Here is an 11,367-nt window from a genome sequence, read left to right as displayed (position 1 = left end):
GGCTGGTCCGGGGGGTCTGGTCGTCGTTGGGGGTCACCGGTTACCGCTTCCTTTCCGTCACGTCCGTCACGCGAAGAGCCGGCGCCAGGTCTCCGGCCCCGGGTAACCATCGGCCGCCCCGCCACGCCAGCCCTGGGCCCGCTGGAACGCCTCGACGTTGCGGCGGTCGGCCTCGGTCCAGCGCGGGTCGGGGCCCGACACGTAGTGCTTGCCGTATCCCTTCTTCACCAACTGTTCGCCGAGCCGGTCGACATGGCTGTTGGACTGACCCGGCTTGAAATAGCCGCGCCCGGGGAACGCGACGGCTGTATTCGGGCTGCCGCCCGCGCCGGCGGCCGGAATGTTCCGTCCGCCGCCGGTGGCCAGCAGGCGCCAGGTGTCCGGGCCCGGGATGCCATCCGCCTCCTTGCCCTGCCAGCCCTGCGCCCGCTGGAACGCCTGGGTCGCACGCCGGTCGGCCGCGCTCCACTCGGGCCCGGGGCCGACCGCGTAGAACCGCTTGCCGCCCCGCTGGACCAGCATCCGGCCGAGCGCGGTGACGTACTTGTTGTCGGCGCCGGGGCCGAACTGCTTCGCCCCGGGGAAGGAGGTGGAGGATCCGGAGCCGGGCGAGCCACCCGTGACCCCCTTGTACCGGTACGCCACGTAACGGTCGGAGTTGCTCCAGTACGCCAGCGGCGTCGACTGCTTCCGCGTCTGCGGGCGCGCCTGCTCGTAGGCGACGTAATGGGTGCGCGTGGAGTCGCTCCAGCCGCCGAAGATCGTGACGTGCGAGCCCTTGGAGGGGTCGGCCGGGTTGTGGAAGAGGAGGATGTCGCCGGGCTGGAGGTCGGCGCGGGCGATCCGGGTCCCGTAGGCGGCGAGGCTGCCGGTCCACTCGTTGCTGCCGAGGTTCCAGGCCATCGAGACATAGCCCGAACAGTCCTGGCGGTAGCCGTCCGACCAGTACTTCTCCATGCTGTACGGGACCTTCGCGCCCACCCACCGCTTGGCCCGGTCGATGATCTCGGCCCGGGTCGTCTTCGGTACGGCCGATCCGGCGGACGGCGGGCCCGAGGCACCGGTGCCCCGCAGCGGCCCCTTCTCACCCTGCGGAGTCGCCGGTTCGGGGTCGGCTCCCCCGTCGGCGCGCGGGGGCCCGGGGACATGGCCTGCGGCGGCGGCCCCACCCGCGGCCCCGCAGGAGAGCACCACCCCGGCGGCCGTGGCCAGCACCAGGGCGCGGCGCGCGCCGTGCGCGGCGGGGTGGCCGCCGCGCCGCACCGGCAGGGCCCTCGCGGCGGAGCGCCGCCGCACGGCGCACCCCGCACATCCGCAGTCGATGGCGGGTTCGTACTCCTCGAAGACCGGCACAGTCATGCGATTCCCCTCCGCACTCGTCATTCGTCAAGATCTTTGGGCGCAGCTGCAACGGGCGTCAGTGTCTCAACTCTCCCGACATATCGCATTTTGACGGAACAAAGGAAAAAAACGACTATCTGACGGGGCGTGGCGTCCGGTAAATGGTTCGGAGCACCCCTGCGAGTCGGGTAGAGTTCTCCAGGTCAGCAGGCGCCGTTAGCTCAGTTGGTTAGAGCAGCTGACTCTTAATCAGCGGGTCCGGGGTTCGAGTCCCTGACGGCGCACGCACAGTCAAAGCCCCCTCACGTTCAGTGAGGGGGCTTTGATCATTCCCCGTCCGGCATCCGGTGACACCCGATGGCCGCGTACGCACAGCTACGCACCGAACTCGCGCACCGAACCGCCGACCGTCGCGGAGCGGTCACATAGCAGCGACGGAGAGGTGGCGAGCGCCGGTCTCCACTTCGTCACACCCCCTCCACAAGGTGTGGTCAAATCGTGCGTATGACCGGCAAACAGTTCGTTTCACCCTTGCGATCCCGTTCGGTGTCGGACAATCTGTCTGAGGACCGTCAGGTCCAAGGGGGCTGCTGATCCGTACAGTTGGCGCAGCAGAGCGTGACGTTCCGGTTGTCTGCGCCGCGGGGTGGGGGTCCCGCTCAAGGGCGGACGCCGAGGGGGCATCATGCAACCGGAAGGCTGCCGTTCCATGTCTGTGGGGACGGTGGCCCGCCACCGTGTGCGTGCCCGGTGAAGAACGGGGGCCCACCGCGCACGAAGAAAGAGACCGAACAGTCACGCACCAGCATGCGTGCGGGGGGATGTACCCATGACGTCGACGCCGCCAGGCGACCGGCAGGAGAACGACGCTTCCCGGACGACGCAGCTCCGGATACCCGCGGGGCTGCGGGCCGGCGCGGCGCGGCGGCGTGCCAAGAAGGAGCTGCCGCGCTACGACTACGAGCACTACAGCCGGCTCGCCGGACCGCTGACGCAGCCCCCCGCGGGCAAGCCGTACAAGGTCCAGTACCGCTCGCTCATATCGCAGGAGCCGCACCGGGTGCGCGCGGCGCTCCTGCTCGGCGCGGCTCCCCTCGTCTCGCTCGGCCTCTTCGCCTGGCTGATGCAGCCCAGCCACTGGACGGACCGCGATCCGAACCTGGACAACGACCTCCTGCTGGTCCTCGACATCGTCATGCTGGTCTCGATCGGTCTGATCGAGCTGTTCCGCACGATGAACGTCCTGTCGAACGCGCACGCCACCCTGGTCGCCCGCGACCCGGTCCCGGTGATCCCGGAGTCCGGCACCAAGGTCGCCTTCCTCACCTCCTTCGTCCCCGGCAAGGAACCGCTGGAGATGGTGACGAAGACCCTGGAGGCGGCCGTGAGGATCCGCCACCGCGGTCTGATGCACGTGTGGCTGCTGGACGAGGGCAATGACCCGGCGGTCAAGGAGGTCTGCGCCCGGCTCGGCGTGCACCACTTCTCCCGCAAGGGCGTGGCACACTGGAACCAGGCCAAGGGCCCGCACCGCGCCAAGACCAAGCACGGCAACTACAACGCCTGGCTGGACGCGCACGGCGGCGACTACGACTTCTTCGCCTCGGTCGACACCGACCACATCCCGATGGCGAACTACCTGGAGCGGATGCTCGGCTACTTCCGCGACCCGGACGTCGGCTTCGTCATCGGCCCGCAGGTCTACGGCAACTACGACACCTTCGTCACCAAGGCCGCCGAGTCGCAGCAGTTCCTGTTCCACGCCCTCATCCAGCGCGCGGGCAACCGCTACGGATCGCCCATGTTCGTCGGCACCAGCAACGCGGTCCGCATCTCGGCGCTGAAGCAGATCGGCGGCCTGTACGACTCGATCACCGAGGACATGGCCACCGGGTTCGAGATCCACCGCCACCGCAACCCGGCCACGGGCAAGAAGTGGCGCTCGGTCTACACCCCGGACGTGCTGGCCGTCGGTGAGGGCCCGACCGCGTGGACGGACTTCTTCACCCAGCAGCTGCGCTGGTCCCGGGGGACCTACGAGACGATCATCGGGCAGTTCTGGAAGGGCTTCGGGACCATGCCTCCCGGCAAGCTCTTCAACTACACGATGATGATCATCTTCTATCCGATGTCGGCCATGAACTGGATCCTGGCGGCCCTCAGTTGCGCGCTGTTCCTCGGCATGGGCGCCTCCGGCGTCCAGATCGACCCGACGATCTGGATGATGCTGTACGGCAACGCCTCCGCGCTCCAGATCGGCCTGTACATCTGGAACCGCCGCCACAACGTCTCACCGCACGAGCCGGAGGGTTCCGGCGGTCTGGCCGGCATGGTGATGTCCGCGCTCTCCGCGCCGATCTACGCCCGCTCGCTGATGGACGCGGTGCTGCGCCGCAAGAGCTCGTTCGTGGTGACCCCCAAGGGCGACTCGTCGAGCCCGGACACGCTGTTCGGCACCTTCCGCATCCACCTGTTCTTCATCGTCGTGTTCGGCGCGTCGATGATCTCCTCGTTCTTCCTGGGCCACAGCCACCCCGCGATGATCACCTGGGCCACGCTGGCGCTGCTGATCACCGCGGCGCCGATCATCGGCTGGCGGTACACCATCCGCGCGGAGAAGAAGAAGCGCCGGGCGGGCGGCGGATCGCACCGCAGCGGCGGACCGGCGCCGGAGCCGAGGCCCCAGCCCCTGCCCGGTGCGCCGGGCAATGACCAGACCATGCAGATCGCCCGGATCGCCCTTGGGGGACGTAAGAAATGAAGTACCGTCCGAGCCGCCGTACCCGCCGCCTGGCGATCAGTACGGCGGTGGTTCTCGCGCTCGCGGGGGCGAACGGGCCGTGGCTGTACCGCTTCAGCACCGAGCGCTATCACGAGTACAAGATCAACCAGCCGGATTACAAGGCGGCCAACGGCCACTGGGACTTCCTGGACGTCCCCTCCGAACACCGGGTCAACACGATCCACGCGGCACTGCTGCACACCGGCAAGGTGCTGCTCGTCGCGGGCTCCGGGAACAACCAGAAGAACTTCGACGCGAAGAGCTTCCGCTCGGTGCTGTGGGACCCGAAGACGAACGTCTTCAGGGACATCCCCACGCCCAAGGACATGTTCTGCGCCGGGCACACCCAACTGCCCGACGGCAAGCTCCTCATAGCCGGCGGCACCAAGCGCTACGAGAAGCTCCAGGGCGACGTCACCAAGGCCGGCGGCCTGATGATCGTCCACAACGAGAACCCGGACAAGCCGATCACCCTGCCCGCGGGCACCCGGTTCACCGGCAAGGAGAACGGCAAGACGTACGTCTCCAAGGACCCGGTGCTGGTGGAGAAGGCGAAGAAGGTCTTCGACAAGCAGACCGGCGCGTTCCTGCGCAACGACCCCGGGCTCGGCCGGATCTACGTCGAGGCGCAGAAGACCGGCAAGAAGTACGAGACCGGCACCGAGGACAACTACCGGGTGGCCGGCCTGTCCGGTTCGGACACCCGCAACGTCTACGGCATCGCGCAGAAGCTGGCCCTGGACAAGAAGGACTTCCAGGGGATCAAGGACGCCTTCGAGTTCGACCCGGTCGCGGAGAAGTACATACCCGTCGACCCGATGAACGAGGCCCGCTGGTACCCGACGCTGACGACGCTGGAGGACGGCAAGGTCCTCGCGCTGTCGGGTCTGGACGAGATCGGTCAGATCGTCCCCGGCAAGGACGAGATCTACGACCCGGAGACCAAGGAGTGGGAGTACACCGGCATCGTCCGGAAGTTCCCCACCTACCCGGCGGTCTTCCTGCTGAACGACGGCAAGCTCTTCTACTCCGGCTCCAACGCCGGGTACGGTCCGGCGGACGTGGGCCGTGACCCGGGCGTCTGGGACCTGTCGACGAACAAGTTCAAGAAGATCCCCGGGCTGAGCGACCCGGACCGGATGGAGACCTCCGCGACCGTGCGGCTGCCCCCGGCCCAGGACGAGAAGTTCATGGTGATCGGCGGCGGCGGGGTCGGCGAGTCGGAGAAGTCCAGCGAGAAGTCACGGCTGGTCGACCTCGGGAAGAAGAACCCGGAGTTCACCGACGGGGCGTCCCTCTCCGAAGGCACCCGCTACCCCAGCGCCTCGCTGCTGCCCGACGACTCCCTGCTGGTCACCGGCGGCTCCAGCGACTACCGGGGGCGCGGCGGCTCGGACGTGCTCCAGGCCCGGCTGTACGACGCGAAGAGCGATACGTACCAGAAGGTCGCGGACCCGGCGGTCGGCCGGAACTACCACTCGGGCTCCCTGCTGCTGCCGGACGGCCGGGTCATGATCTTCGGCTCGGACTCGCTCTACTCGGACCAGGCCAACACCCGGCCCGGCGTCTTCGAGCAGCGCATCGAGATCTACACCCCGCCCTACCTCTACCGGGACTCCAAGCCGGAGCTGACGGCCGGGCCCAAGAAGATCGAGCGCGGTGGTACGGGCCTGTTCACCACCCAGCACGCCTCGAAGATCACCTCGGCGAAGCTGATGCGGCCCTCGGCGGTCACCCATGTCACCGACACCGACCAGCGCACCATCGCGCTGGAGATGGAGAAGTCGAAGGACGGGGTCACCGTCACCGTGCCGGAGAACCGGGCGCTGGTGCCGGCCGGTTGGTACATGCTGTTCGTCACCGACGACCAGGGCACTCCGTCGGAGGGCATGTGGGTGGAGGTGCCCGAGTAGGGGCGCCCCCGCACACGGCGAAGGCCGTGCCCGGGAGGAACAGGTCCTCCCGGGCACGGCCTTCGCCGTGTCCCGGCTACTTCGTGGCGCCGGCCAGGCCCAGGGCGTACTCCGGCCACCAGGCGCCGGCCTTCGGGCCGCCCTTGCAGTCGCCGTCGGACTCGCCGGGACGCTTGATCCACAGGTAGGCGTCGACCTGTTCGTCGCCGGTCCGCGTGGTCGGGGTCTCTCCCAGTGCGCGGCCCGGGGGGTTGCACCAGCTCTCGGCGGGGTCGCCGCCCTGATAGGGGCCGTTGCCGTTGCGGCTGGTGTCGATGACGAAGGGCTTGTCGCCGATCTTCTCCGACAGCTTCTTGCCGAACTCCGTGGAGACGGCCGTCGTCTGGAAGTTGGAGACGTTCAGCGAGAAGCCGTCCGCCTCGGCGATCCCGGCCCGCTGGAGCGGCTGGTACAGGGCGTCGGGCGACTGCCAGCCCGCGTTGCCCGCGTCCAGGTAGACCTTGGTGGCGGGCTGCTGCTTCAGCCGCTGGATCGCGCCCTTGAGGAGGTCGTAGCGCTCCTCGTGGAACTCCTGGGGTGTGCAGCCGTCGACCAGGTGGAGCAGGGCGTCCGGCTCCAGGATCACGGTGGCGCCGCGGTCCCCGATGCCCTGGGCGACGCTGTCCAGCCAGGCCCGGTAGGCGTTGCCGTCGGAGGCGCCGCCCTTGGAGAACTGGCCGCAGTCGCGGTGCGGGATGTTGTAGAGGACCAGAAGGGCGTCCCGGTCGACGGCGGCCGCCGCCTCGGTGACGCCCTTGACCTCGGCCTCGGGGTTGTCCGGGCCGATCCACTCGCCGACCGGCTGCCGCGCTATTCTCCGGATCAGCTCGGCGTTCTTCTCGTCGCCGTCCTCGCTGTACGCGGCGACCTGTCGGGCCGCGTTGCCGTCGGGGTTGACCCAGTACGGATCCTTGTCCTTGGGCTGCTGCTCGACGGCCGGCGCGCTCTTCTTCTCGTCGCCCTCCCCGTCGCCGGAGCATCCCGCCAGCAGCAGGACCGCTCCGAGCGCCGCCGCCGTACCGGTCGTCCGCAGGCCCGCCGCGCGCCCGCGCGTCCGGGACCGGCCGGTGTAACTGCCGTACATCCACTCCCCCTTGGGTGCACTGCCTGCACTGTTCATCACTGGTTGCACCGATGTGCTGCCGGTCCGATCCATCCTGGCACAGCGGCCGGGCGCCCACGCTCCCACCCGTACAACGGTCACACACGGGCACCGGTTCCGGACATCCCGTTCGAAAGCCGGTCATCCGTCCGCGGGGTGCCCCTAGAGTGACGGGGGATCGGGCCTTCCCACCGCACCGACCTCCCGTACCGCGCCGGGCGACTCCCGCGGCCGGGCGCACGCGGTCGAGGACCGGCCCGGCCGCACGCCCCGTGAGGGGCGGCCGGCCGGGCCGGGTTGACCGTTGCCGCGTGACACGCGGTGCGTGGTGGGCGTGGGGTGTCGGGTCAGCCGCGGCTTCCGTGGCTCACGGCCTGTACGCGCTCCCCGCCGTCCCCGGCGTCCTGCGCGTCCTGCGCGCCGGTGAGGTAGGCGGAGACGACCACGTTCGCCGTGTAGGAGCGGGTCCTGTGGTCGTACGTTCCGCCGCAGGTGATCAGCCGCAGCTCGGCCCGGCCGTCCTCGCGGGGCCCGTACGCCTTCTGCGCGTCGAAGCGTTCGCGGGTGACGAGCTGGACGTCGTCCACGGTGAACTCCGCGACGCTGCCGTCGGTCCGGGTGACCTCGATCCGGGCGCCCGGCTTCACCGCGCTGAGCCCGTAGAAGACCGCCGGCTTGGTGTCGGTGTCGACGTGGCCGACGAACAGGGCCGCGCCCTTCGCGCCGGGCCGGGTGCCGTCGCCGTACCAGCCGGCGGTCTTCGGCATGCCGTACGGGGGCGGGTCGATGGCCCCGTCCCCGTCGAGGCCGCGGGTGATGACGGGGGCCGAGATCCCCACGGAGGGGACCTCGACGCGTTCGGGGGCCGCCCCGTCGAGCGGGTCGTGGGCCGGGGGCAGCTCCGCCCCGAGAGGGCGGCCGACCGCGGCCACGTCGCCGGTGGTGGGCCCCGACAGGCCGCCGAGCCCGCCACCGGCCTCCCGGCCCCAGATCCACAGGCCGAGCAGCAGCACGGCCCAGGTCACTCCGGTGAGCAGTCGCCCGTTGCCTGCCGGGCGGTCCGGGGCTCCCATGTCAGCTGCCGGCCGGGTCGCGGCGCCGGCGCGAGCTGCGCAGGGCGACGGCGACGGCCGCGACGGCGGCGAGCACCAGACCGATCACCGCGTGCCGGGTGCCGGGGCCCTCGGCCTCGGTGGACCGTTCGGCGAGGGTGGCGGCACCTCCGCCGCCCGCCTTGACGGGCGCGGCGGGCGAGGGGCGGTTGTGGTGGACGACGGTGAGGGTGCCGGTCGCCTTGCCCCGCCCGTCCTTGCACGTCACCCAGACGTCGTAGGAGCGGGGTTCGGCGTCGTCCCGGATCCGGGCCTCGGCGAAGAGGCCCTCGTCGTCGGCGGGGCGGAAGCGGGCCTCCGAGGAGAAGGCGTCGGAGTTGCCCGTCGCCTCGCGGCCCTTGCCGCAGACGTCGACCCACAGCTCCACCCTCCCGCCGGGGGCGATGGTGGACGGGGTGACCGAGACGGTGCCGGTGCGCCGGTCGTCGTCACCGGCCGGGGCGGCCGGGGACGCCAGAGCGGCGGGGGCGGGCACGGCTATGAGCGCGGCCGCCGCTGCGGCACAGAACGTGAGGGGAATGGAACGCATCGTGAACCTCCTACGGGAAGGTTCACGCCTGCGGCGGCGGCCCGCATCCGCAGTCCTCCATTCGAGCGACGTCCGGGCGACGTTCCGGACGACGGTCCGGACGACTGCGGATGCGGTCCGCGCAGGTCGGCGGCTGCCCGGCTGCGCGGGCCGGTTCGCCCTGCCGGTCCCGTGCGTCTACTTGTCCGTCTGCTTCTCCGTCTGCTTGCCCTGGTCCACCTGGTCCGGCAGATCGATGAGGTCGACCAGGTCGGCGATGGAATCAGCGACGTGCGAGGGACCGTACGGGTAGCGGTCGATGTCGGCGACGGACGTCAGCCCGGTGAGGACCAGGAAGGTCTGCATGCCCGCTTCCAGACCCGCGAGGACGTCGGTGTCCATCCGGTCGCCGATCATCGCGCTGGTCTCGCTGTGCGCGCCGATGGCGTTGAGACCGGTCCGCATCATCAGGGGGTTCGGCTTGCCCGCGAAGTACGGGTCCTTGCCGGTGGCCTTGGTGATGAGGGCGGCGACCGAACCGGTGGCGGGCAGCGGGCCCTCGGCGGACGGGCCGGTCTCGTCGGGGTTGGTGCAGATGAAGCGGGCACCCGCGTTGATCAGCCGGATGGCCTTGGTGAGCGCCTCGAAGCTGTACGTCCGGGTCTCGCCGAGCACCACGTAGTCCGGGTCGTGGTCGGTGAGGACGTACCCGATGTCGTGGAGGGCGGTGGTGAGACCGGCCTCGCCGATAACGTACGCCGTGCCGCCGGGGCGCTGGTCGTCGAGGAACTGGGCGGTGGCGAGCGCGGAGGTCCAGATGTTCTCCACGGGCACGTCCAGGCCCATGCGCTTCAGCCGGGCGTGCAGGTCGCGCGCGGTGTAGATGGAGTTGTTGGTGAGGACGAGGAAGGGCAGCCCGGAATCCCGCAGCCGCTTGATGAAGGCATCGGCACCGGGGATGGGGGTGCCCTCGTGGATGAGGACGCCGTCCATGTCGGTGAGCCAGGATGAGATGGGCTTGCGCTCTGCCATGTGTCGGGACTCCTGCCGTACGCACTGCGTGCTGGGGGTGCCCGGACCACGCCGTCCCGGCGCCCCCAGCATAATTAAGCCGCCGTGATCTTGACCCCGTCGATCACCCAGTACCAGTTGTTGCTGCCGGTGTAGTGGAACCGGAAGCTCACGTTGGCGGCTCCGGACGGGACGTCCAGGGTGAGCGACTGGGGCTGCGAGATCACGTCGGACGTGTAGCGCTTCACCTCGACGGGCGTTCCGCCGTTCCAGGAGGCGAGGACGCGGGCGCTCTGGCTGCCCTCCTGCCGGTAGTGGGTGGTGAGGCCGAGCGTGACGGTGGACCTGCCGCCGACCGCGTACGCCGGGGTGACGAGCGTGGAGTCGTACGGGCCCGAGGACGCCTTGTCGTCCCATTCGTCGGAGTCGGCGACCGCGAAGATCCCGCGCGCGCGGACGTTCAGCTCACGGGACTGGTCGCGCTGGCTGCGGCTCCAGAACTCGTCGGTGGCGAAGGACCAGCCGCGCCACTCGGCCACTCCCCCGGTGCCCATCGCGGAGTTCACGACCGACCAGCCGCTGGGCGCGGTGTGGGTCCAGCCGAGGACGCCCGCCGGGATGCCGGTCTCGTCGGCGCGTGCGGCGAGGGAGGGGTACAGGGTCTCGAACGGGTCGGTGGAGCGTTCCTGGATCGGCTTGCCGTCCAGGCCCCAGGCGGGGTCGGGTGTGATGCCGAGCTGCTTGAAGACGGTGGCGGCGACGTCCACGAGGCGGGTGTCGGCGGGGCGGGCGCCGGCCGCGATGCCGGGGCCCTGGGCGAGGACGAAGGTGCGCCGCTCCTCGATCGCGCTGCCGCCGTGGCCGCCGGAGTCGGTGTGGCCGTGGTCGGTGGTGACGATGACGGTCCAGCGTTCGGTGGCGTACGAGGGGCGGGCCCTGATCGCGGTCAGGAGGCGGCCGAGGTAGCCGTCCTGGACGTCGATCGCCGCGCGGTACGCGGCGCTGGCCGCGCCGGAGTTGTGGCCGGCGATGTCGGACTGGCCGAAGTAGACGAAGAGGACGTCCGGGTTCTGGTTCCGGAGGATCGACTCCGTCTCGGCGGCGATGGTGGCGTCGTGGCCGGTGTAGCCGTCGGCGTCGCCGTCGAGGACGAGCTTGGCGTCGGCGCCCGGGGTGACCGTGCCCTGGGCGTCCAGGGGCTTCCAGTCGACGGCGGCGTAGGTGGAGAGCTGGGGGCGGATCTGGGCGAGGCGGGCGAGGAAGCCGGGGTACTTCCCGTAGTTCTTCCCGGCGAAGGAGTTCTCCTTGACGCCGTGCTTGTCGGGCCAGACGCCGGTGGAGATCGTCGACCAGCCGGGGCCGGAGGAGGTGGCGGCCATCGGGTTGGCGTACAGCAGCGAGGTGCCGTACGTCCCGTTCGCCATCATCGACTTGAGGTGCGGGGCCTTGGCGGCGGCGATGACGTCGTGGCGCAGCCCGTCCATGCCGACGACGAGCACCTTGTCCTTGCTGGTGCCGTCGGGGAGGGCGGGCGCGGCGTACGCGGCGGTGGCGGTGGC

At 70.3% G+C, this 11,367-nt stretch carries 8 protein-coding genes and 1 tRNA gene; 3 read left to right on the top strand and 6 right to left on the bottom strand.

Annotated elements, in window-relative coordinates:
- Positions 1-66: 66 nt before the first annotated feature.
- Positions 67-1,359: a peptidoglycan-binding protein gene (locus tag HET64_RS30265; protein ID WP_215110336.1), complete on the bottom strand. Its 1,293-nt coding sequence runs from the start codon at positions 1,357-1,359 to the stop codon at positions 67-69.
- Positions 1,360-1,551: 192 nt separating this feature from the next.
- Here HET64_RS30265 and HET64_RS30260 point away from each other — a divergent pair.
- The 3 genes from HET64_RS30260 (at position 1,552) to HET64_RS30250 (ending at position 6,036) form a co-directional block, all read left to right on the top strand.
- Positions 1,552-1,625: transfer RNA gene (locus HET64_RS30260), tRNA-Lys, on the top strand.
- Positions 1,626-2,170: 545 nt separating this feature from the next.
- Entirely contained in the window at positions 2,171-4,102 is a 1,932-nt protein-coding gene (locus HET64_RS30255) for a glycosyltransferase (protein WP_215110335.1), read from the top strand.
- The gene (locus tag HET64_RS30250) at positions 4,099-6,036 is read left to right on the top strand and encodes a kelch motif-containing protein (RefSeq protein ID WP_215110334.1); all 1,938 of its coding nucleotides are present in this window, start codon (positions 4,099-4,101) and stop codon (positions 6,034-6,036) included. The genes HET64_RS30255 and HET64_RS30250 overlap by 4 nt, the downstream gene beginning before the upstream one ends.
- 76 nt (positions 6,037-6,112) lie before the next feature.
- On the opposite strand, the gene HET64_RS30245 is transcribed toward HET64_RS30250, so the two are convergent.
- The 5 genes from HET64_RS30245 to HET64_RS30225 all read right to left on the bottom strand — a co-directional run.
- The gene (locus tag HET64_RS30245) at positions 6,113-7,159 is read right to left on the bottom strand and encodes a glycoside hydrolase family 6 protein (RefSeq protein ID WP_215110333.1); all 1,047 of its coding nucleotides are present in this window, start codon (positions 7,157-7,159) and stop codon (positions 6,113-6,115) included.
- 365 nt (positions 7,160-7,524) lie between these two features.
- On the bottom strand, positions 7,525-8,250 hold the full coding sequence (locus HET64_RS30240) for a class F sortase (protein WP_215110332.1): 726 nt from the start codon (positions 8,248-8,250) through the stop codon (positions 7,525-7,527).
- Between the two features lies 1 nt (position 8,251).
- Complete coding sequence (locus HET64_RS30235) at positions 8,252-8,818, bottom strand: hypothetical protein (protein ID WP_215110331.1); 567 nt, start codon at positions 8,816-8,818, stop codon at positions 8,252-8,254.
- A 177-nt stretch (positions 8,819-8,995) separates the two neighbouring features.
- Entirely contained in the window at positions 8,996-9,829 is an 834-nt protein-coding gene (locus HET64_RS30230) for an HAD-IIA family hydrolase (RefSeq protein ID WP_215110330.1), read from the bottom strand.
- 74 nt (positions 9,830-9,903) lie between these two features.
- A partial coding sequence (locus HET64_RS30225; RefSeq protein ID WP_215110329.1) for an alkaline phosphatase family protein occupies positions 9,904-11,367 on the bottom strand: 1,464 nt, incomplete at its 5' end.

The sequence above is a fragment of the Streptomyces sp. McG3 genome, from assembly GCF_018619185.1.
In the GTDB taxonomy this organism is placed as follows: Bacteria; Actinomycetota; Actinomycetes; order Streptomycetales; family Streptomycetaceae; genus Streptomyces.
The sequence above is the reverse complement of the archived record's forward strand: the minus strand, read 5'-3'. Positions and strand labels throughout refer to the sequence as shown.

What these genes read in the sequence shown, in the direction of transcription:
- HET64_RS30245 (WP_215110333.1), bottom strand. Translation starts at nt 7,159, where the DNA reads ATGTACGGCAGTTACACCGGCCGGTCCCGGACGCGCGGGCGCGCGGCG.
- HET64_RS30265 (WP_215110336.1), bottom strand. Translation starts at nt 1,359, where the DNA reads ATGACTGTGCCGGTCTTCGAGGAGTACGAACCCGCCATCGACTGCGGA.
- HET64_RS30240 (WP_215110332.1), bottom strand. Translation starts at nt 8,250, where the DNA reads ATGGGAGCCCCGGACCGCCCGGCAGGCAACGGGCGACTGCTCACCGGA.
- HET64_RS30235 (WP_215110331.1), bottom strand. Translation starts at nt 8,818, where the DNA reads ATGCGTTCCATTCCCCTCACGTTCTGTGCCGCAGCGGCGGCCGCGCTC.
- HET64_RS30255 (WP_215110335.1), top strand. Translation starts at nt 2,171, where the DNA reads ATGACGTCGACGCCGCCAGGCGACCGGCAGGAGAACGACGCTTCCCGG.
- HET64_RS30230 (WP_215110330.1), bottom strand. Translation starts at nt 9,829, where the DNA reads ATGGCAGAGCGCAAGCCCATCTCATCCTGGCTCACCGACATGGACGGC.
- HET64_RS30250 (WP_215110334.1), top strand. Translation starts at nt 4,099, where the DNA reads ATGAAGTACCGTCCGAGCCGCCGTACCCGCCGCCTGGCGATCAGTACG.